Annotated in this window: 21 protein-coding genes and 1 tRNA gene; 6 read left to right on the top strand and 16 right to left on the bottom strand. The window is 65.7% G+C overall.

Features of this window, described 5'->3' with window-relative positions:
• Positions 1-27: 27 nt before the first annotated feature.
• Positions 28-408, top strand: coding sequence for a hypothetical protein (locus IAQ70_RS15390; protein ID WP_190990186.1), 381 nt, complete (start codon positions 28-30; stop codon positions 406-408).
• A gap of 52 nt (positions 409-460) precedes the next feature.
• Here IAQ70_RS15390 and IAQ70_RS15385 read toward each other — a convergent pair.
• Positions 461-533, bottom strand: a tRNA-Lys gene (locus IAQ70_RS15385).
• Between the two features lie 201 nt (positions 534-734).
• On the opposite strand from IAQ70_RS15385, the gene IAQ70_RS15380 reads away from it, so the two are divergent.
• The 3 genes from IAQ70_RS15380 to IAQ70_RS15370 all read left to right on the top strand — a co-directional run bounded on the left by IAQ70_RS15380 (position 735) and on the right by IAQ70_RS15370 (position 3296).
• Positions 735-1394: a hypothetical protein gene (locus IAQ70_RS15380; RefSeq protein ID WP_190990185.1), complete on the top strand. Its 660-nt coding sequence runs from the start codon at positions 735-737 to the stop codon at positions 1392-1394.
• Positions 1395-1660: 266 nt separating this feature from the next.
• Positions 1661-2278, top strand: a complete 618-nt coding sequence (locus IAQ70_RS15375) for a DUF47 domain-containing protein (protein ID WP_190990184.1) — start codon at positions 1661-1663, stop codon at positions 2276-2278.
• 1 nt (position 2279) lies between these two features.
• Positions 2280-3296 (top strand): inorganic phosphate transporter, encoded by a 1017-nt coding sequence (locus tag IAQ70_RS15370; RefSeq protein WP_190990183.1) that lies wholly within the window; start codon positions 2280-2282, stop codon positions 3294-3296.
• A gap of 211 nt (positions 3297-3507) precedes the next feature.
• Here IAQ70_RS15370 and pstB read toward each other — a convergent pair whose 3' ends face one another.
• The 4 genes from pstB to pstS form a co-directional block, all read right to left on the bottom strand.
• On the bottom strand, positions 3508-4287 hold the full coding sequence (gene pstB / locus IAQ70_RS15365; RefSeq protein WP_190990182.1) for a phosphate ABC transporter ATP-binding protein PstB: 780 nt from the start codon (positions 4285-4287) through the stop codon (positions 3508-3510).
• 81 nt (positions 4288-4368) lie between these two features.
• Complete coding sequence (gene pstA / locus IAQ70_RS15360) at positions 4369-5481, bottom strand: phosphate ABC transporter permease PstA (RefSeq protein WP_190990181.1); 1113 nt, start codon at positions 5479-5481, stop codon at positions 4369-4371.
• Positions 5482-6414, bottom strand: coding sequence for a phosphate ABC transporter permease subunit PstC (gene pstC / locus IAQ70_RS15355; protein WP_190990180.1), 933 nt, complete (start codon positions 6412-6414; stop codon positions 5482-5484). It lies immediately after the preceding gene.
• Positions 6415-6517: 103 nt separating this feature from the next.
• Positions 6518-7639 carry a phosphate ABC transporter substrate-binding protein PstS gene (gene pstS / locus IAQ70_RS15350; protein ID WP_190990179.1) on the bottom strand — a complete coding sequence of 374 codons (1122 nt, stop codon included), beginning with the start codon at positions 7637-7639 and terminating at the stop codon, positions 6518-6520.
• Positions 7640-7874: 235 nt separating this feature from the next.
• Here pstS and IAQ70_RS15345 point away from each other — a divergent pair, with 235 nt between their 5' ends.
• Together IAQ70_RS15345 and radA are read left to right on the top strand one after the other, a co-directional pair.
• Entirely contained in the window at positions 7875-9002 is a 1128-nt protein-coding gene (locus tag IAQ70_RS15345; RefSeq protein WP_190990178.1) for an FUSC family protein, read from the top strand.
• Between the two features lie 174 nt (positions 9003-9176).
• The gene (gene radA, locus IAQ70_RS15340) at positions 9177-10550 is read left to right on the top strand and encodes a DNA repair protein RadA (RefSeq protein WP_190990177.1); all 1374 of its coding nucleotides are present in this window, start codon (positions 9177-9179) and stop codon (positions 10548-10550) included.
• A gap of 63 nt (positions 10551-10613) precedes the next feature.
• Here the strand turns inward: radA and IAQ70_RS15335 are convergent, their stop codons facing one another.
• From IAQ70_RS15335 to IAQ70_RS15285, 11 genes are all read right to left on the bottom strand, one after another.
• A complete protein-coding gene (locus IAQ70_RS15335; RefSeq protein ID WP_190990176.1) occupies positions 10614-11753 on the bottom strand; it encodes an L-idonate 5-dehydrogenase in 1140 nt (379 codons plus the stop codon).
• Positions 11753-12523, bottom strand: coding sequence for an SDR family oxidoreductase (locus IAQ70_RS15330; protein ID WP_190990175.1), 771 nt, complete (start codon positions 12521-12523; stop codon positions 11753-11755). The genes IAQ70_RS15335 and IAQ70_RS15330 overlap by 1 nt, the downstream gene beginning before the upstream one ends.
• 74 nt (positions 12524-12597) lie before the next feature.
• Positions 12598-13545 carry a 2-hydroxyacid dehydrogenase gene (locus IAQ70_RS15325; RefSeq protein WP_190990174.1) on the bottom strand — a complete coding sequence of 316 codons (948 nt, stop codon included), beginning with the start codon at positions 13543-13545 and terminating at the stop codon, positions 12598-12600.
• 65 nt (positions 13546-13610) lie between these two features.
• Positions 13611-14360 (bottom strand): SDR family oxidoreductase, encoded by a 750-nt coding sequence (locus tag IAQ70_RS15320; protein WP_190990173.1) that lies wholly within the window; start codon positions 14358-14360, stop codon positions 13611-13613.
• An 88-nt stretch (positions 14361-14448) separates the two neighbouring features.
• On the bottom strand, positions 14449-15789 hold the full coding sequence (locus tag IAQ70_RS15315; RefSeq protein WP_190990172.1) for an MFS transporter: 1341 nt from the start codon (positions 15787-15789) through the stop codon (positions 14449-14451).
• 49 nt (positions 15790-15838) lie between these two features.
• Positions 15839-16852: a 5-oxoprolinase subunit C family protein gene (locus IAQ70_RS15310; RefSeq protein ID WP_190990171.1), complete on the bottom strand. Its 1014-nt coding sequence runs from the start codon at positions 16850-16852 to the stop codon at positions 15839-15841.
• Positions 16849-17568: a 5-oxoprolinase subunit B family protein gene (locus IAQ70_RS15305; protein ID WP_190990170.1), complete on the bottom strand. Its 720-nt coding sequence runs from the start codon at positions 17566-17568 to the stop codon at positions 16849-16851. Before IAQ70_RS15305 ends, IAQ70_RS15310 begins: the two co-directional genes overlap by 4 nt.
• Position 17569: 1 nt before the next feature.
• The gene (locus IAQ70_RS15300) at positions 17570-18358 is read right to left on the bottom strand and encodes a LamB/YcsF family protein (RefSeq protein WP_190990169.1); all 789 of its coding nucleotides are present in this window, start codon (positions 18356-18358) and stop codon (positions 17570-17572) included.
• A gap of 178 nt (positions 18359-18536) precedes the next feature.
• Positions 18537-19352: an ABC transporter permease gene (locus IAQ70_RS15295; protein ID WP_190990168.1), complete on the bottom strand. Its 816-nt coding sequence runs from the start codon at positions 19350-19352 to the stop codon at positions 18537-18539.
• A gap of 2 nt (positions 19353-19354) precedes the next feature.
• Positions 19355-20275 carry an ABC transporter permease gene (locus IAQ70_RS15290; protein ID WP_317983679.1) on the bottom strand — a complete coding sequence of 307 codons (921 nt, stop codon included), beginning with the start codon at positions 20273-20275 and terminating at the stop codon, positions 19355-19357.
• Entirely contained in the window at positions 20272-21417 is a 1146-nt protein-coding gene (locus IAQ70_RS15285; protein ID WP_317983678.1) for an ABC transporter ATP-binding protein, read from the bottom strand. Before IAQ70_RS15285 ends, IAQ70_RS15290 begins: the two co-directional genes overlap by 4 nt.
• Position 21418: the final 1 nt, after the last annotated feature.

The following is a 21418-nucleotide window of genomic DNA, read 5'->3' as shown; positions in this document are numbered from 1 at the left end:
CAGCCGCTCGGCTCATGGGGGACAACGATGGTTCAAGTTTGTGCGTTCGTGGTCGCGGCGGTCCTCGCCGCCCTGGCCATCTTCCAGATAGCACTTATTGCGGGCGCTCCCCTCGGCCGTCTGGCCTGGGGCGGCCAGCACAAGGTCCTTCCACCCAAGCTACGGCTGGGCAGCGGAGTCTCCATCGTCCTGTACGGAGTCTTCGCTTACATCGCCCTGGCGAGGGCCGGGCTTACGGGTCCGGTCATCAGCGAATCTTTTACGGACGTGACCGCATGGGTCCTCACTGCCTACTTCGCCTTGGGTGTCGTCATGAACGGGATCTCGCGCAGCCGGCCCGAGCGCCTCACCATGACTCCGGCGGCGCTTGCCCTAGCGCTGCTGTACCTCGTGCTGTCGCTCAGCTGAGCGCTTAAGTGCAGCAAGTCAGGGGCATTTTGCTCCTGACTTGCTGCGTGGGTGGGCCCTGTGGGGATCGAACCCACGACCCACGGATTAAAAGTCCGATGCTCTACCAACTGAGCTAAAGGCCCCAGCCGACGGTCAAGTGACCGATCAGCCCAGTCCATTTCTGGACGATAAATACTTTACCCCACGCGCGGGGCCGCTTTGACACGAAAGGCGCGTGCCGTCGTCGTACATCCCTTTTTCCGCAGGATTTGAGGGCCCGGCCCGAGTGCTCGGCTTCCACTGAGCACTCGATTTCCCCGGCGACACAGGAGTAGCGTTGGGGCATGAGCGAGCAAGCAGGACCCAGTCATTACGGCGGCGCCAACCGGCATCACAAACCGAAGCCGTTCGCGCCCATCGACTTTGAGCCGTTCGCCGGAGGCCCGGACCCCGCGCGAGTCTCCGAAGCCGCTCACCTCGCCGCCCAGGCCCTGGTGCGCCACGGACGTGACAGCGACGATCCCGTCATCACCGACCGGCTGGTCAAGCTGACGGACGAACAGGGCCTGGAAGCCATCGCCGAGATGTGGGCCGAAAGTCCGGCGCGGTCCTTGCCCGGTGCGCTATGGCGGCTGTACGCGCTCCGCGCGGCCACCGTCCAGGACCCGGAGCGCATCTCCGTTTACTTCCGTGCGGGCAAGGACACTGCACAGGTCTCCAACGTGGTGGCCGGCGCCGCCGAGCCACCGGGGGCCGATGAAATGCGGACCCTGGCGGACGCCATACTTTCCGGCGCGTTCGACGGCGAGTTCGACGTCGCGCTGGAACGTTCCGCCGCTTTCTGCCGTGTGGTTGCGCTCGGCCAGGCGACCCTCGCCGACGGCGCCGAACACGGCAATGAGGCCCATGCGAGCAAGCTCACGCGCAACTCGCATCAGCTCGTGAAGACGGCCGAGGATCTTGAACACGCTGCGAATGCCTGGCGTCTGGGCGAACTCGACTAAACAGGACGCCCGATCTGTCAATGTTGACTTGGGCCGGGCAACGTAGAACACTAAAACTGGTGCCGAGCCGCGAAACCCCCGGGCTTCAACATTTAGCCGCCTAGAGCGGCCTACCGCCGAGAGGCGTATCCGGTTCGGCACCATTTTCCTGCCTGTTTACAGGCCGCAGGCTGACGCCCGGTAGACTCAAGTCCAGTTGCAGGCCTGCGTCAAGTCACAGTGGGCGGCCCCTAGACCCACTCCAACGCCCGGAGACCGAACCCAACGTGAAGCTGCGCCTTTTCCCCCAGGAGCCCGCCGGGCTGGTTCTGTTATCCCAAATGGCCCAGCAAATCGTGCATGCCAGTGCCACCATGGCCGAGATCCTGGGCGTTCCCGCCGGTGAGCACGCCAGACTCGTGAACGACATGCACAACCACGAGGCGAAATCCGCCCAGCTGCACTTCGCCCTGCTCACGCACATGCGCACGAGCTTCGTAAATCCACTCCCCCGCGAAGACATGTACGCCCTGTCCCGCTACCTCAACGAGGCCCTCGAAAAGCTGGACGGTGCCGCCGAACTCGTTTCCCTCTACAAGCTGGACCGGTTGCCCAAGCGTGCCGCGGACCAACTGGAGGTCATCAGCCGCCAGGCCGAGCTCACCGTGGATGCCATGCGCCGGCTTAACAATCTCGATGACCTTGAGGACTACTGGATCGAGATCCTCAGGCTGGCCCAACGCGCAGAGCGGACGCACCGCGTCTGGGTGGCGGACATGATCCGGGACATGAAGTGGGCGCAGTATTCACGCAACCGCGATGTCGCGAACCAGCTGGTGGAAGTCACCAAAGACATGCGCCGCATCGCCACCCAGGTAGGCAGCATCATCGTCAAGGAATCCTGACGTGACAGCAGTGATATTCGGCGCCGTGGTCCTGCTGACCGCGGCGTTCGCCTTTCTCAATGGCTTCAGGGACGTCTCCACCGCCGTAGCGCTCGCCGTCCGGACCCGTGCCCTCACCCCGTCGGTAGCTGTGCTGCTGGCTGCCTTCTTCAACCTCGTGGGCGCCCTGCTCAGCGCCAGCGTGGTGGTGGCCATCAGCCACACGTGGATTCATCTGCCGGCGGGGACCAGCGGCCTGGGTATCCTCCTGGCGGGTGTGGGCAGTGCCTGCGCCTGGGGCCTGCTGATGTGGTGGCGGGGCATCCCCGCGTCCTCCACACACGCCCTGGTGGGCGGGCTGGCCGGCGCCGGGCTCGCCAGTCTCGCCGTGGGCGGGCTGGGCGTAGGGGGCGTTGACAGGTCCTTGCTGGTCCAGGTGATACTGCCGCTGCTGCTCTCGCCGATCGTCGCCTACGTGGGCGCCTACCTGCTGGTTTTCCCGACGAGTTGGGCAGCACGCCATGCCCAGCCCAATGTCATCAACCAGCGCTTCCGCCGCAGCCAGGCCATCGCGGCCGGCGCTGTCGCGTTCGGCCACGGGCTGCAGGACGGGCAGCGGGTGGGCGCCGTGCTGCTGCTGGCACTTGCCGCGGCAGGTTATGCCGACGGCGGCAGCATCCCCCTGTGGGTGGCGCTGTTCTCCGCCGTTATGATGGCCATCGGGACCCTGTGCGGCGGCTGGCGGATCTCGTACACCCTGGCCTACAGGATCACCCGGATCGACCCGCTGCGGGGTTCCGTGTCCCAGACATTCAGCGCCTTGATGCTGCTCGTTGGGGCCATTGCGTTGCAGTGGCCCGTGTCCACGACCCACACTGTCACGGCCTCCGCGCTGGGTGCGGGCGAAAACCAGCATTTCTCGGTGACCAACCGGAAACTCGTCCTGGAGATCCTCGGGCTGTGGGTCATCACGCCGGTAGCGGCCGCTGCCGTGGCCTTTGTCTTTGCCCTGGCACTGTCACCGCTGACCGGCGTTTAGACCAGCCTCACGCCCCGTTAAACCACAATCGACTGCTCCAGCAGCGCCCTTCTGAGCTGTCAAAAGGGCCCTGCCGGAGCAGTCGATGAGGTTAGGGAGGCGGTGGATGGGCCCACACCGCGAGGGTTCCCGGGCCTGGGGCCACACCGGCGAGGGCCCCGGCCTGAGCTTGCGAAGGCTGGGAGCCGGTGGGGACTTGCGAGCCTGGGGATTACCCGAAGCGGCCGGAAACGTAGTCTTCGGTCGCCTTCACCGTGGGGTTGCTGAAGATGTTCTGGGTGTTCCCGTATTCGATCAGCTTGCCCGGCTTGCCGGTTCCGGCGATGTTGAAGAACGCTGTCTTGTCCGAGACGCGGGCGGCCTGCTGCATGTTGTGCGTCACGATCACCACGGTGTACTGGTCCTTGAGCTCATTGATGAGGTCTTCAATGGCCAGCGTGGAGATCGGATCCAGTGCCGAGCATGGCTCGTCCATGAGGATCACCTGCGGCTGCACGGCGATGGCACGGGCGATGCAGAGGCGCTGCTGCTGGCCGCCTGACAGGCCCGAACCCGGCTTCTCCAGCCGGTCCTTCACCTCGTTCCAAAGGTTGGCGCCCTGCAGCGAGCTTTCCACGAGCGCGTCGGCTTCCCCCTTGGAGATCTTCTTGTTGTTCAGCTTCACGCCCGCCAGTACGTTGTCCCGGATGGACATGGTGGGGAACGGGTTGGGCCGCTGGAAGACCATGCCGATCTGCGAACGGACGGTCACGGGGTCAACGCCGGCTCCGTAGAGGTTGTCGCCGTCCAAGAGGACTTCACCTTCAACGCGGGCTCCGGGCAGCACTTCGTGCATGCGGTTCAGGGTGCGCAGGAAGGTGGACTTGCCACAACCCGAGGGACCGATGAAGGCCGTCACGGATTTGGCCTCGATGGCGATGCTGACATCCTCCACGGCGAGGAAATCGCCGTAGTACACGTTCAGGTCTTTGACGTCGATGCGCTTAGACATGATGTTCCTTCACTTGCTGGGGGTACGGATTGAAGTCTAGGGTTTGGTCGCGGGGACCGGAACGGCCTGCCGAAAACTTTTTCAGCGGCCCGTCTTGGGGGCAAAAATCCTGGCGATCAGGCGGGCGCCGAGGTTCAGGATCATCACCAGGATGATCAGCACCAAGGCCGCGCCCCATGCCCGCTGCGAGGACGGGTCAGGGTTGGCCGGCGATGTGGGATTCAGGATCTGGGTGTAGATGAATGTCGGCAGCGAGGCCATCCAGCCGCCGAACACGTTGTTGTTGATGCTGGTGGCAAAACCTGCGGTGACCAGGATGGGGGCGGTCTCGCCGATGACGCGTGCGATTGCGAGAGTGACGCCGGACGCGATGCCGGAGATCGCCGTCGGAATGACCACCTTCACGATGGTGCGCCACTTCCGCACGCCCAGCGCATAGGCTGCTTCGCGAAGCTCGTTGGGGACGATCTTCAGCATTTCCTCGCTGGAGCGCACCACCACGGGGATCATGAGCACGGAAAGGGCCACGGCAGCGACGGCGCCGGTTTTTGTGCCGGGCCCAACCACCGCAAAGAAGAAAGCGGCGGCGAACAGGCCGGCCACGATGGACGGGATGCCGGTCATGACGTCCACGAAGAACGTGATGGCACGGGCCAGCCGGCCGTCGTTGCCGTACTCCACCAGGTAAATGGCAGTAAGCAGGCCGACGGGCACGGAGATGATGGTGGCAAGCACCGTCATCTGGATGGTGCCGATCAATGCATGGTAGATGCCGCCGATAACAGGGGCGCCTTCTTCCACAGCCTTGTTGTCATAGACGCCGGTCACGCCGTTCATGGAGTTGGTGAGGAAGCCGGGAGCAATCAGGCCGGGAAGGCCGTTGACCAGCACCGTCCAGATCACGGAGATCAGCGGGAGGAGGGCGATCAGGAACGAACCCACCACCAGGCAGGTGGCCAGCTTGTCTTTGGCCTTCCGGGACCCTTCGACCATGGCGCTCCAGCTGACCAGGCCGACGGCGAAGAGCAGGGCCGAGACGATGCCCCAGCCGAAAGTGTTGAAGCCGATCAGTGCCAGGATGGCGGCGCCGATGATGAGCGCGGCCGCCAGGACAACGTACGGCGCGAACGCGGGAAGCTGGCCCTTGGTGAGGGCGGAGCGCTTGCTGCGCACCGGGGTGAGAGTGGAGGACATCTAGTTGGCTCCCGAGAATTCTTTGTGCCGGCTGATGATCCAGCGGGCGATCATGTTCACGGCAAGCGTGATGAGGAACAGGACCAGGCCGGCCGCGATCAGGGTGCTTACCTTGAGGCCGCTTGCCTCGGGGAAGTTCAGCGCGATTTCGGCAGCAATGGTCTGGTTGCCGGACGTGATCAGGCTGGCGGTCAGCGCTCCCGAAGACAGCACCAGCGCCACGGCCATCGTCTCGCCGAGCGCGCGACCCAGTCCAAGCATGACGGCGCTGATGATGCCCGGCCGGGCGAATGGCAGGACCGACATCCTGATCATTTCCCAGCGCGTGGCCCCGAGGGCCAGAGCGGCTTCCTCGTGCAGCTTGGGGGTCTGCAGGAAGATTTCACGGGTCAAAGACGTGATGATGGGCAGGACCATCACCGAGAGCACAATGCCCGCGGTGAGGATGGTCTTGCCGGTGGCCGAAGCCGGGCCCTGGAAAATGGGCAGCCAACCCATGTTCTCGGCCAGCCAGTTGTACGCCGGGGAGATTTCCTTGGCGAGGAAGGCCGCACCCCAGGCGCCGTAGATGACCGACGGGATGGCTGCCAGGAGGTCAACCACGTAGCCCAGGCCGTTGGCGAGCCCGCGCGGCGCGAAGTGCGAGATGAACAGGGCCACGCCGATGGCGACGGGCGTGGCGATCACCAGGGCGATGACTGCGGCGATGAGGGTGCCGATCACAATCGGCCAGATGTAGGCGAAGAAGCCTGCTCCGCCCTGGATTTCTGCGGCCGGGGCTGTCAGTGCCGGAATGGCCTGCACAACAAGGAACAAGGCCACGCCGAACAGGACGGCGAGGATGAGGCACCCGGCGGCAAGGGCGGCGCCGGAAAAAATCTTATCCCCGGCGCGGCCTGCGCCCTGGGAACTGCTCAGGGGGGTGGCGGTCATTCCAGACCCTTCGGTTTGTGGGTGGTGCCAAAATCTAGCTTACAAAGCCAAGTCCCCGCCCCGCCTTTCGGCGTGGCGGGGAACATGGTCTCAGGGACAGGTACTAGGACTTGACCTTGATGGATTCGATGGCCTTGGTGGCCTTCTCGGCGAGAGCCGAGGAGAGCGGCGCGGACTTCGCGGAGTCAGCAGCAGCCTTCTGGCCAGCGTCGGAGACTACGTAGCTTTCGAAGGCCTTGACCAGGTCAACGGTTTCCTGCTTGTCGTAGGCGGAGCAGACAACGTGGTAGGAAACCAGGACGACCGGGTAGGCGCCCTTCGCGGTGGTCTTGCGGTCCAGCTTGATGGCGACGTCGTTGGCGGAGCGGCCTTCGACGGGCTTGCCGGCTTCGACAGCCTTGGCTGCGGCGTCGGCAGAAATCTTGACGAAGTCCTCGCCAACCTTGATCGAAGCGGTGCCGAGCTTGCCGCCGACTGCGGAGTCATCCGCGTAGGTCACGGCACCCGGGGTGTCGGTGACGGTCTTGACAACGCCGGAGGTGCCCTTGGCGTTCTCGCCCTGGAGGGATGCGGGCCACACGCCGGAAGCCTTGTCGGTCCAGACATCGGCCGCAGCAGCGGCCAGGTACTCGGTGAAGTTGGTGGTGGTGCCGGAGTCGTCAGAGCGGTTGACCGGGGTGACCTTGGTGTCCGGGAGGGTGACGCCCGGGTTCAGGGCGGCGATGGCCGGGTCGTTCCAGGTAGCAATCTGGCCACGGAAGATCTTGGCCACGGTGGTGGCATCGAGCTTCAGGTCGGTGACGCCGGGGAGGTTGAAGGCCACAGCGATCGGGGAGATGTAGACGGGGATGTTGATGGCACCTTCGGGACCGCACTGGGCCTTGGAACTGGCCAGCTCTTCATCCTTGAGGTAGGCGTCGGAACCGGCGAACTGGGCCGAGCCGTCGATGATGGCCTTGCGGCCTGCGCCGGAACCGTCCGGGGAGTACTGCACGGTCGCGCCGGAGTTGGCGGAAGCAAAGCCGGCCTTCCAGGCGTCCATGGCTGCGCCGGTCGAGGAGGCGCCGATGCCGGTCAGCGTGCCGGTGACCTTGGGGCCGCTGGCAGCCTGGGTGCCAGCAGGCGTGTTGCCGGTGGCGTTGTCTGAACCGCAGGCGGTGAGCGCGAGTGCGCCGGCCGCGATAACAGCAATAGCCGCGTGGCGGCCGAAACGGAGTGCCTTCACTAGATGTGTACCCCTTCCAGGGATAATCAGTAGCGGACAGGGCCGGAGACGCCCTGCAGCGCGATGCGTACGTTTTGTACCTTCATCGAATTTAGGGGCGGCAGGTAACGGGATTGGCTGCCGAAAGTGAACAGAACATTAACGGCAGTGACATTTTCCCTTACAACTGTAGCGTCGCCATTGCGCAGGTCTCACTTGCGGCCGTAGGGGCCACCCGGCAAATAGACTGAAGGGCATGGCCGCACCAGCAGGACTTTCAGCAAGCAGGCGATTCCTGCGCGGTCGAATCCGCACAGGCCTGATCCGGAGCCGGAATTCGCTGCTCCCCGCAGTCCAGATGACGGCGTGCGCGGTGGGCGCCTACGCCTTCGCCGAGTACGTGCTGGGCCATTCCGGTCCACTTTTTGCGGCCACGTCATCACTGATCGCCCTGGGCTTCTCGCGTGATCCCCGCCTGCGTCGCGTTATGGAGGTGGGCCTGGGCTGCACCATCGGGATTGCTGTTGGTGATCTGCTCCTGCACTGGCTGGGCAGCGGAATCTGGCAGGCCGCCGTCGTACTTCTTTTTTCCATCCTGCTGGCTCGCTTCCTGGACAGCGGCACCATCTTCACCACACAGCTGGGACTGCAGTCCCTGCTGGTGGTGCTGCTGCCGGCGCCCGCCGGCGGACCTTTCACCCGGAGCCTGGACGCCGTGGTGGGCGGGCTGTTCGCCCTGCTGGTGACGGTCCTGATCCCGAAGGACCCGCGCCGGGAGCCCCGCGACGACGTCCGCAAGATCCTGCACGAGCTCGCCGAGGTGCTCCGCGAGTGCGCCTCCGCCCTGACGGACAGTGATTCCACCCAGGCCTGGCACGCCCTGATCCGGGGCCGCAACTGCCAGCCCCTGGTGGACCGCATGCGCCAGTCGCTGCGGGCCTCCAACGAGGTGGCCACCCTGGCGCCCGCCTACCGCCGGCACCGGGACGAGCTGGACCGGCTGGACAGCTCCCTTGACTTCATTGACCTGGCGCTCCGCAACAGCCGTGTCTTCGCGCGGCGGTTGACCAGCGCCATCAACCATGCGGCGCTGTCCGACGAGGCCACCGAAAACATCGCCGACGTCCTCGAAGAAACCGCGGCGGCCATCGATGAACTGTCGCTGGGCCTCGCTGAGACGCACGACGGCGTCCGCCGCGCCCATCTGCGCACGGCACGGCTGGAACTTAGCGAGACTGCGCTGCGGCTGCATCCGAAGCTGCTGGAGGTCCAGCGGCTGGAGGGTGAGACTGTGGTGATGCTGTTCCGGCCGCTCATGGTTGACCTCTTGGAGGCCACCGGGATGGACTCGCGCGAGGCCCGGGACATACTGCCCGGCCTGTAGCCCGCCAGCGACCTAAGCACGCGCGACGGGCTGGGCCCACGCCTGCAGGGCTCCCTGGCCTGGGCCGCACCGGCGAGGCCCCGGCCTGAGCCTGCGAAGGCTGGTAGCCGGCGGGGACTTGCGAGGTCACGGAGCGGGCGGGGAATGTCGGGGCCCGCAAGTAGGGTGGAACCCATGGCAACAAAGACTTCCCGCGCTTCCAAAGCGCCCGCATACAAGTGCGCCGAATGCGGCTGGACCACGGTCAAGTGGGTGGGGCGCTGCGGCGAGTGCCAGGCCTGGGGCAGCGTTGAGGAAACCGGCGCGGCCGTGGCGCGCACGACGGCGGCAACTACAGTCCTCGAGCCGGCGCGGCGGATTGCCGAGGTAGACGCCACCACCGCGGCTTTCCTGCCCACCGGCGTGGACGAGCTTGACCGCGTCCTGGGCGGCGGGCTGGTCCCCGGCGCGGTGATTCTGCTGGCCGGCGAGCCGGGTGTGGGCAAGTCCACGCTGCTGCTGGATGTCGCCGCGAAATTCGCACGGACTGCGCAGGACGTCCTGTACGTGACGGGCGAGGAGTCCGCCGCCCAGGTGAAGCTGCGCGCGGAGCGGATCGACGCCGTCGCGGATTCCCTGTACCTGTCAGCCGAAACGGACCTCGGCCAGGCACTGGGACAGGTGGAAAAAATTGAGCCGCGCCTGCTGATTGTGGACTCGGTCCAGACCCTGAGCAGCGCGGACGTGGACGGCAGCGCGGGCGGCGTGTCGCAGGTTCGTGAAGTGGCGGCCTCCATCATCGCGGCGGCCAAGCGGCGCAACATGACCACACTGCTGGTGGGCCATGTGACCAAGGACGGGTCCATTGCCGGGCCGCGGCTGCTCGAGCACCTGGTGGATGTGGTGTGCCAGTTCGAAGGCGAACGCCATTCCCGGCTCCGCATGCTGCGCGCGGTGAAGAACCGCTACGGACCTACGGACGATGTCGGCTGTTTCGACCTGAACGAGAACGGCATCGAAGGCCTCACCGATCCCAGCGGGCTGTTCGTCAGCCGAACGAAGGAGCCCGTGTCCGGCACGTGCATCACCGTGACCATGGAAGGCCGGCGGCCGCTGCTGGCTGAAGTGCAGTCCCTGCTGGCCGAGAGCCCCAATTCGCAGCCGCGCCGTGCCACCAGCGGCCTGGACAGCTCGCGGGTTTCCATGCTGCTCGCCGTCCTGCAGCAGCGCGCCGGGTGCCTGTTGCACAAGGACGATTCTTACGTGGCCACGGTGGGCGGCGTGAAGCTCAGCGAACCCGCCACCGATCTGGCGGTTGCCCTTGCCGTCGCGTCGGCCAAGGCCCGCAAGCCGCTGCCCATCAGGCTGATTGCCTTCGGTGAGGTGGGCCTGGCGGGCGAGGTGCGGCCAGTGCCCGGCATCAACCAGCGGATCCAGGAAGCCCATCGTCTCGGCTTTACCCACGCCGTGGTTCCGGCCAGCCACAACGGCCCCGGGCCTGTGCCTGCAGGGTTCTCCGTCCGCGAGGTGGAGCACCTTACGGAGGCGCTGAGCCTGCTGATCGGGTAGCTGCCAGGGACGCGGTCCTGACAGGAACTCCCGGATTTACCGGGACGGCACACCGAACCTGGCTTATTCGGGCCGGAAGTTGAGCAGGACTTTGCCGGATTCGGCGGAGTTTTTGGCGGTGGCGAAGGCTTCGAGTCCCTGGCTGAGCGGGTATTCGTGGGTGATGACGGGGCCGATGTGCAGCGTGCCGTCGGCGAGGGCGGTGATGACGTCATCGATTTCGTTGTTGAAGCGGAACGAGCCTTTCAGGTTCAGTTCCCGGGTGATGGCCAGCGAGATGAGGACCGGCTGCGGTCCGGTGGGCAGCAGCCCGACCATGACCACGGTCCCGCCGCGGGCCGCACCCTGAATGGCTGAGGCCAGGCCGTGGTGGCTTCCCGAGGATTCGATCACGACGTCGGCCTGCACGGCCGCGATGCCCTCGGCGTCACCGGCCTGCAGGACCTGGTCCGCGCCGACCGCCGCGGCGATCTCCAACGGTTTGGCGTGCATGTCCACCGCGGTGATCCGGGCAGCGCCGGCACGTTTGAGGACCGCGATGGCCAGGGCACCGATCGGGCCGGACCCGATCACCAAAGCCGTCTTGCCGGCCACGTCCCCGGCCCGGGCCACCGCGTGCCAGGCCACCGACGCAGGCTCGATCAGTGCCGCGGTGCGCAGGTCCAGGGACCTGGGGAGTTCCCGCAGCATCCGGGCGGGCAGGTTCACGAAGCGGGCGAACGCCCCGTCGGTATGCGGGAACCTCGCGGCGGACCCCAGGTACGTGCAGCCCGGGGACAGGTTGGGCCGGTCCGCCGGATACCTGATGTCCCCGGCACCCGGGCCGGGCGTCGCGGGATGGACCGCCACCGGGGTGCCCGCCGCGGGCCCGGTGCCGTCCGCAGCGGCCACCACCACGGTCCCGGAAATCTCATGGCCCAACACCAGGGGGGCCTTCAGGATCGATTCCCCCGCCGCACCGTGCAGCCAGTAATGCAGGTCCGACCCGCAGACCCCGCCGTAGGCAACCTCGACGACGGCCTCATCCGGGCCAGGTACGGCCAGGGGCACGTCCTCGATCCGCAAATCCCCCGCCGCGTACGCCACCACAGCCGGACCCGAGACCGGCAATGCACTTACTTCTGTTTCCGGCACCGCTGAAGAACCCGTCTTCCCCGCCGCTGCTGCTGCCACTGCTGACACACCCGCCTGAAAAGCACCCATCAGACCACCACCGTCATTCCGCCGTCGATAAAGATTGTCTGCCCGTTCACGAAGTCCGACCCGTCCGAGGCCAGCCACACCGCCGGACCGGCCAGGTCCTGCACGGTCCCCCACCGGGCCGCCGGGGTCCGGCCCAGGATCCAGGAGTTGAACTGCTCATCGTCCACCAGGTTCTGCGTCATCTCCGTATGGATGTAGCCCGGGGCGATCCCGTTGATCTGCAACCCGGAGGCTGCCCACTCGGCCGTCATCGCCCGGGTCAGGTTCCGCAGCCCGCCCTTTGCCGCCACATACGGGGCGATCGTGGGCCGGGCCAGGTCCGTCTGCACCGAGCAGATGTTAATGATCTTGCCCCTGCCCCGCGGGATCATGTGCCGGGCCGCTTCCCGGCCCACCAGGAACGCGCTGGTCAGGTCCGTTTTGATGACCCGCTCCCAGTCGGCGACGTCCAACTCCAGCATCGGCACCCGGTGCTGGATCCCGGCGTTATTCACAAGGATCTGCAAAGGCCCCACATGCTCCTCCACCCACGCAATCCCACGGGCGGCCTCGGCATCACTCGTGACATCAAACGCGACACTGTGCACCCGGCCCGGACCGAAATCCGCAGCCAACGCCACCTCAGCCGCCTTCAACCGCTCGGCATTGACCCCGTTCAACACCACCGTCGCACCCGCAACGGCCAGTGCCCGCGCCAGCGCGTTGCCGATCCCCCGGCTCGACCCCGTCACCAGGGCAACCCGCCCCGTCAAATCAAAAAGCCCACTCATCTGTTTTCTTCCCGCCGTCTTCCTCGCATGGTGCTGCCGTCTTGTTGTTGCCGTCCGCGTCCCGCGGGCGGACGCTATGCTTCGAACGGACCCTGCTGGACGAGGTTCGCCGGGAGGCGGCCGGCAGCCAGCGCTTCCAGTTGCTTCGCCAGGAGCTTGAGGATCCGCGGTTCGAAGGCGGATGCGTTGCCGCCAACGTGGGGCGTGATCAGGGCGTTGGCTGAACCCCACAGCGGGTGGTCGGCGGGGAGCGGTTCGGGATCCACCACGTCGATGGCGCACTGTAGCCGCCCGGAAGTGACCTCCCTGGTCAGGGCCGCGGTGTCCACCACAGCTCCCCGGCCTACGTTTACCACCAGTGCGCCGTCGGGCAGTGCCGCGAGGACCTTCTCCCCGATCAGGTGGTGGGTCTGGTCGCTGAGCGGCAGGACGCTGATCAGGATGTCGTGGCTGGCTGCCAGTTCTGCCAATTCGGACGACGCGTGCACGTGCCCGTTCTCGTCGTCGCGCACTGCACTCCCCACGCGCGTGACGGACACTTCAAAGGGTTCCAGCCGCCGCGCTATTTCCTGGCCGATACCGCCCACGCCGGCCAGAAGCACCCGCCGGTCGGCGAGCGACTGCCGGCGCTCGGGCCGCCAGACCGCTTGCTGCTGGTCACGGACTGCCTGGTCGATCCCCCGAAGCTTGGCCAGGATAAGGCCCAGAGCCAGCTCGGCGGTAGCCGCTGCGTGGACTCCGGCCGCACTGGACACAGCCGCACCCGGTCCCGCGGCCTCCCGCACGCCGTCGAACCCTGTGGATTGGGTCTGGACGAACTTGAGTTCCGGAACTTTGGTGAGCGCCGGGAGCACCGCGCCCGCGTTGATGTAGGGCAGGATCACAGCATCGATCTCGTCCAACGACCCGCCCTCGGGATCGGACTTGAGGTCCCAGATGACGCCCCGGAGGCCGCCTGGCAGCGGCTCCAGATCTGCGAGCAGCTGCTTGTCGGGGAAACTGACCGTTCGGATGACCTGCATGGGGGACCTATCGTTTCTGCTGGTGGCGGTGGCTGTGGCCGTGGGCTGCGGGGAACGCTGGTGGGTCAGCGGCGGTCGAAGGTGAGGCCGCCGGGTACTTGGAAGGTGGGCATGATTTCCATCATCCCCACATTGACGTGCCGGGGTGTTTCCACTGCATAGTCCAGTGCATTGACGATGTCGTCCGTGGTCAGCGACTCGTAGCCCTCGTAGTACGTCTTCCAGGCTTCGTCCATGGCCTCGGGCGTGCCGCCCATGTTGCGGCCGAAGATTTCGGTCTCCACCCGGCCGGGGCAGATTTCGGTGACCCGGATGCGCTTGCCCACGGTGTCGTTGCGGAGCTGGCGTGAGATCTGGTGCACCGCTGCCTTGGTGGCGTGGTAGACCGTGTGTCCGTAGAAATTGTAGATTCCTGCGATGGAGCTGATGTTGATGACGTGGCCGTTGTCCCGCTCCACCATGCCCGGCAGGACCAGGCGGGTCAGCTGAAGGAGGGACCGGAGGTTGACGTCCACCAGTTCGTCGATGTCATTTTCCGAGGAGTCCAGGATGTTGCCGGGACGGGAGACGCCGGCACAGTTGACCAGGACGTCCACCTGAAGTCCCTCCAGCGCCGCAGTCAGTGCAGCCGTGTCCGTCAGGTCGACGGCGTGCGGGATCGCCCCGGTTCGGTCCGCCAGTTCCTTCAGGCGGTCTTCATTGCGGGCAAAGGCGTGGACCTGCAGTCCGCGCTTGGCCAGCCGTTCGGCGATGGCCGCCCCCATGCCGGTGGATGCGCCGGTGACGACGGCGGTTGAATAGTCTGAAAATGGCATGGAAGTCTCCAATGAGTGGGTTTGGCGAAGAGTGATTCGGGCGTGGCCGCGCGGCCGCCGCCCCGGTTCAGCAGTGGTTGTGCAGTGGTTACGCGTCCCGGAGCGGCAGGTGCGCCCGGTCCTTCACGGTGCTGACGGCAGCCAGTGTGCCCAGGGCCGTGATCACGGCGTAGAAGGCAGGCATGTAGATGTTTCCGGTGGACGAGATCAGCCAGGTCATCAGCAGCGGAGCCGTACCCCCGAACAACGCGGACGAGATGTTGTAGCCGAGGCCGTACGCCGAATACCGGACACGGGTGGGGAAGAGTTCAACGATCAGGATGTGGATCACGGCGGTGTGTCCGGCGAAGATCACTGCCATGATGCAGGCACCGAGGATGGCCAGGGCCATGTTTCCCGTGGCAATGATGGCGTATGCCGGGATGCCCGCCACGGCCATGGCGATCGCGGAACCGGCAATAACCTTCTTGCGCCCGATCCGGTCTGAAAGTGCGCCCATGAACGGGATGGCGATGCAGATGGCCACCAGGCTGCAGGCGGTCACCAGGAGAGCCTCACCGATCGTGAAGTTCAGCTGCTTGCCCTTGAGGAACGTCGGCATGTAGGAGAAAAGCACGTAGTAGCCGGAGCCGTTCATCAGGGGGATGAACAGGGCCAGGAGCATCGCCCGGCGGTGTTCAGCCGAAGCGAACGCCTCCTTCAGCGGGTTGGCGGACAGGCCGCCTTCTTCCTTGAGCTTCTGGAAGTTGGGGGTGTCGCTGATGGCCTTCCGGATGTACCAGCCGATGACGCCCATGGGGATGGCCACCAGGAACGGAATACGCCAGGCGAAGGCACCGAAGCCGCCGCCTTCGATGGCTGCCTGGGTGAGCCACGGGGACATGGAATAGGCAACAAGAGTGCCCGTCAGAAGGGCGGCGAAGGAAGCGATCTGGGCGTAGGAGGTGATGATGCCGCGCTTGCCTTCCGGGGCGTGCTCGGCGAGGAAGGTCATTGCGCCGGCGGCTTCGCCACCGACCGAGAAGCCCTGCAGGAGCCTCAGAAGGACCAGCAGCACCGGCGCCGCGATACCGATCGCGGCGTAGTCGGGCAGGATGCCGATGCCGGCGGTGGCCACACTGATAAGCAGGATGACAAAGACAAGGAGTTTCTGCCTGCCGATGCGGTCACCAAGGTAGCCGCAGACCACAGCGCCGAGCGGCCGCACAAAGAATGAGACGGCGTACCCTGCGAAGACAAACAGGAGCGCGTTGTCCGGGTTGCCGGGAGCGAGGAAGACAAGGGCAAGGGTCCCGGCCATAAAGGCGAAGATGCCATTGTCGTAGAGCTCCACGAAGATGCCCACACAGCCGGCGGTTACCACCTTCCGGGTTTGCCTGGCATCCAGGCGGTCGTTGTGCGGACCAGCCGCTCGCGTTGACGTTGACATGTTAGATCCTTACTTGTTTCTGGGGACAGAGGCGGGACATACCTGGACCTCAGCTACCGGAGGCCGGCTTGAGTTCCCGCCAGCTTGCGGGGGCTCCCACACCCAGCAAACCGAAGACTGTGTTTACTGATGTGCGCAGGGCCTCAAGTTCACGCATCGCGGCGCGGTGCCGCGCGGTGGCCTCGGCGACGGTGGTCTTGCGGAAGCGGACGGTGTCGCCTGGCCTCGCCTGGGCCAGGGCATCCAGCGAGCGGCTGGTAACTACACCGAGAACCGGGTAACCAGCCGTCACGCCCCGGCCGCGGTGGAGGACGAGCAGCTCTTCACGCGACGGCACCTCGATGGCACCGACAGGTACACCACGGGACAGGACTTCCGCCGTCGACTGCCGTTCCGGGAGTGCCCCGCCGAGGCGGAGACCGATGTGGTTGCTCCGGCCGCTCACGGTGTAGCTGGTCTCGAACAGGAGGTCCGCGGTGTCACCGAATTCGGCGATGTCCGGCCCGTCCGTGACGTCGATGACCGGGCGGGCGCTGATTCCCGGGCGGGAAAGCCCCAGCCGGAACAGCGGAAGGTCAAAGTACGGCTGCTTGATCGGGGGGACAGTCTTCCTGGCCCCGAGGGCGGTGCCGGCGGAGAGTTTCAGGCCGAATCCGACGACGGTGTCCGGCGCGCAGCTGCCCAGCAGCGTCGGGGCTTCCAATCCGCCGTGAACCGCGACGTAGGCGCGCAGGCCGGTGTTGATGCTGCGGATCGCCACGGTTTCCCCGGCCAGGACCGAGACCGGCTCCCATTGGGGGCATTCGCGTCCGCCGACCGTAAGGGTCAGGGGCGCGCCCGTGACGGCGATGAGCACGTCCGTGTCTGCGCGCATCCGGAAGTCCAGTGCGGTGACCTCGAGCAGCGGGTCATTGTCCAGGTTGCCAGCCAGAATGTTGGCTGCCCTGGCGGAAAACTGGTCGAGCGCCCCGTTCACAGGGAGCCCGTACCGCGGGCCCTTGAACCGGCCCAGGTCTGTGACCACCGCGTGGCCTGCCTGCTGGATGGTGAGGGTGCCGCTCATGCTGATGCCTCCAGCTCACGGCCCGCAAGGCGGGCGAAGTCGGCGGCCGGAATCTGGTGGAACCGGAGCAGGTCGCCGGGCATATAGGGAACGAGTGGCTGTTTGTCCGCGTTCAGCACGGTCAGGGGTGTCTGTCCGATGACGCACCACCCGCCAGGGGCTGCGGCAGGAGCGATTACCGCCTGCCGGCCTGCGACCGACACGGCTCCTGCCGGCACCGAAAGCCGCGGGTCCTTGAGCCGGGGTACAGGCAGCGGGAAGTCCGGGCCATCCATCATGGGTGAACCAGCAGGCGCACCCAGGCAGCGGATGACGTACGACTTGGCCGTATGGAGGGCAATGATCCCGGCAACCGAGAGGCCCTCGTGGTCCGCAACCTTTTGCAGGTCGGGCCCGTACTCGCCGCCGTACACAACCGGGACATCAAACTGCCGCGGCGTACGTGCGGGGGCACCCACGAAATCAAGCTGGCGCATGCCAAGGAGGACAAAGGCCCGGACCTGCCGTGCAGAGGTGATGTAGGGGTCGAACTCCACCAGCACCGAATCATAGGTGGGTACCGCACCATGGACGCCGTCGACGTCGGCAGTCTCAAGCCATGACGCCAGCGCGTGCACCGCGGCCCAGTTGCGCTCACGGTCAGGGGACGTAGCCACCACGCGGAGGGCGGCGTCACCGGATTCGTAAACCTCGACGGGAGTTGGGGTGGCAGCCATGTCAGGCGGCTTCCGCTTTGGCGGCCAGGACCTGGGCCAGCGGGGCGATGGTGACGCCGGCCGCGGTCAGTTCCCTGCGGATGAGGCGGGCCAGGTCCACTGCGCCGGGGTTGTCCCCGTGGAGCAGGACGGTGTCTGCGACGACGGCGAGCTGGACGCCTGAAGCGGATTCGATGATGCCCTCGCACACCATCCGGATGGTGCGGTCGACGATGGTTGCAGGGTCGTGGATGACGGCTCCTGGCTGGCTGCGCGGCACGAGGGTTCCATCGTCCTCGTAGGCCCGGTCGGCGATGCCGACGATGCCCACGGGCAAGCCGCGGCTGGCCGCCGCCTGGGCGAGCTCGCCGTCCTGGGCGAGAACGATGAGGTCCGGGCGGAAGCGGTGCGCGGCGTCAGCGACTGCGCCGGCATAGTCCTCGCGGGTGGCCACGAGGTTGCCCAGCCGGCCGTGCGGGGCAACGTGGGAAACACTGGTTCCGTGGTACGCGGCGAAGGCCGACAATGCACCGATCTGGTAGAGGACATCGTTGCGGACTTCATTCGCAGTGAGGTCCATGGCGCGCCGACCGAAGCCGCGGAGGTCCGGGAAGCTCGGGTGTGCACCAATGCTGACACCGCGCCGGACGCATTCTGCCACCGTGCGGTCCATGATGTCCGGATCGCCGGCGTGGAATCCGCAGGCAATGTTGGCGCTGGAGACGATTTCAAGAAGCGCGCTGTCATCACCGAGGGAGTAGGCACCAAAGCCTTCACCGAGATCTGCCACGAGATCAACTGTGCGACCCATACTGTGTGCCTTCCTTGCTTTTGTACTGGCTTTCATTGCCCCGGTGGGGAGCTGGGAAAAGTTTGGGGCAGCTGCTGTGCCCCTATTCAAGGGTGGCACCGTGCGCTGCCCCACACAAAGACGTAATCGGTGTCACGGGATAGGCCCCGGTTATGACCCGGGGCCTGTCCCTGGAGCGCTAGCGCAGGGCTTTGCGGAGGCCCATGGCACGCTCGACCACAACCACGACGGCGAGAGAGATCAGGATGAGGATGACCGACAGTGCCGCCACGGCGGCGTCGGCAGAGTTCTCCACGTACCGCAGAACCTGCACAGGCAGCGTTGGCAGCCCCGATTCGGCCACGAACAATGAGATGACTGCTTCGTCGAACGAGACGATGAAGGCTATGACGCCGCCGGCAATGACGCCGGGCTGGATGATGGGGAGGGTGATCCGCCGGAAGACGGTCCAGGACCCTGCGCCGAGGATCCTCGCGGCAGCCTCACAGGACGTGTCGGTGGTGGCCAGGCTCATCAGCGTTGTCCGGATCACGAACGGGATGGTGATGGCCACGTGGCCGATGATGATGCCCGCGTAGGTGTTGGTCAGTTTGAGGGGCCCGAAGAGCAGGACCATACCCAAGGCCAGGACGATGCTCGGGATCAGCAGCGGCGAGAGGAAAAATGACTGCACCACTGCCTTGGCCTTGAACTCAAACCGGTCCAAGGCCAGGGCCACCGGAACGCCGAGGGCGAGGACGATGATGGTCACGGTCACCGCGACGATGAGGCTCACCCGCATGCCGTTCATGAACGTGCTTTCCTGCGGCAGCATCTCGTACCACTTGAAGGTCAGGCCCTCCGGCGGAAAGGACAGGTACTGGTTGGATGCGAAGGAGACAACAAAAACAATCAGCAGGGGTGCCAGCAGGAACAGGTAGAGCAGGAAAACGAGGATCCCGAACGCCGGCTTGGCTGGGTTGAACCGCGGCTTGAATAGGCGGGCCTCAGACATGGCTAGCCTCCGATCTTTTTGGTGAGGCGCTGGTAGACGGCAATGATCAGGCCGAACAGGACCAGCAGGATGACGGACAGCGCTGCGGCGAACGGCCAGTTGAGGAGCCCGGTGGTCTGGTCGTAGATTTCCGTGGCAAGCACCTGCACGCTGCCGCCGCCGAGGAGGCGCGGGGTGATGAACGTGCTGATCGACAGGACAAAGACCAGCAGGAACGCGGTGAGGATGCCCGGAAGGCTCAGCGGAAGCGTGACCCTGGTGAACACCTGCAGCTTGCTGGCACCCAGGGATCCGGCTGCTTCTTCCAGTTGCGGGCTGAGGCGGCCGAAGCCTGAGATCATGGCGAGGATGGCGTACGGCATAAAGATCTCCACCAGGCCGATGGTTACGCCGGTCATGTTGTTCGTCAGCTTCAGCGGCGTATCGATCAGGCCCATGCCCTCCAGCGAAGAGTTAACCAGGCCGTTCGTGCCCAGGATGACCATCCACCCGTAAGTCCGCACAACTGCCGAGGTGAGCAGGGGTGCAATGGCTATTGCCATGAGCAGCCCGCGGTATTTGCTGGTGCTCCGGGCGAGGAACAGGGCCACCGGGTAGGACACCAGGATGCAGAGCAAGCCCACGGTGACGCCCATCTGGAACGTATCGAGCGTGACCCGCCAATAGTACGGATCGGACAGCGGCTGGATGTATGTGTCCAGGGTGAACGTTTCCTCGATGATGCCGTCGGGCGCACCGCGGTTAAACGACATCCGGATCATGTAGGCGAGCGGGAAAACGAAGCTCACCAGCAACCCGAGGAGGCCGGGAATCAGGAGGGCCAGATAGGTCCGCCGGTTCCGGCGTCCGGTGGCCCGCTCCAGATCGCCTTCGGCAGCACCGGCCCGGCGGGTGGCCGGGGTCTGTGTGTGGGTGGCGGTCACGCTACTGAATCCCGCTCTGCAGCAGGCAGCAGGCCTGCCGCATCCTTTACTGCTGCGGGCAGCAGGTATGCGTCCTGCTCGTTCCACGAAAGGTACGCTGCATCGCCCGGGCGGGGCAGGTCGCCACTGGAGGTGGGCACCTGAGCCTGCAGGACGCGGTTGCCGGCCTTGACGGCCACGGAGATAGCGTCGCCGGTGTAGCTGACACGTTCGATGACGCCCGCAATGGTCTCGGTGCCGGCAGGCCGCAGGGACACCCTGAGCCGGTGGGGGCGGATGACCAGTTCATGCGTGGATCCGGTCAGCCCGGGTGCGCCCACCGCACCGAACTCACCAAGTTCGTCGATGGAAACCCGGTAGTGCGTTTCGCCCTTGGCTGCCGCGCCTGTCTCGGACAGTACTCGGGCGTTGAGGAAGTTTGCCTGGCCGATGAAGTTTGCCACGAACCGCGTCTGCGGCCTTTCGTAGACCTCGGTGGGGGAACCGAACTGCTCGATGAGGCCACCGTTCATCACGGCGATCCGGTCAGCCATGTCCAGCGCCTCGTCCTGGTCGTGGGTGACGAACAGCGTGGTGGCCCGTGTCCGTTGCTGGATGGAACGGATCTCGGTCCGCATCGTCTCGCGGAGCTTGGCGTCCAGGTTGGACAAGGGCTCATCGAGGAGCAGGAGCGTGGGCTCCACAACAAGGGCGCGGGCCAGGGCGATGCGCTGCTGCTGTCCGCCGGAGAGCTCCCTGACCTGCCGCTTGGCCAGGTGGCCGAGCTGGACCATGTCCAGCGCGCCCGCTACGCGGCGCTTCTGGTCAGCCTTTGAGGTCTGGCGCATCTGCAGCCCGAACGCGACGTTCTGTTCGACGTTCATGTGCGGGAAGAGTGCGTAGGACTGGAAGACCATGCCCATGCCGCGCTTATTCACGGGAGTGTGGGTGATTTCTTTCCCGTCCACCACGATGGAGCCGGCCGTGGGGTCCATGAGCCCGGCCACCATGCGCAGGGTTGTTGTTTTGCCGCAGCCTGACGGGCCGAGTAGCGCCACCAGGTGCCCCTCCTCCACTTCCATGTTCAGGCGGTCGACGGCGGGATCGAGTCCCGCTGCGTACCTCTTGGTCAGATCCACGATGGACAGTTTTGATTCAGTCACG

Source organism: Pseudarthrobacter sulfonivorans (assembly GCF_014712225.1).
Taxonomy (GTDB): domain Bacteria; phylum Actinomycetota; class Actinomycetes; order Actinomycetales; family Micrococcaceae; genus Arthrobacter; species Arthrobacter sulfonivorans.
The sequence above is the reverse complement of the archived record's forward strand: the minus strand, read 5'-3'. Positions and strand labels throughout refer to the sequence as shown.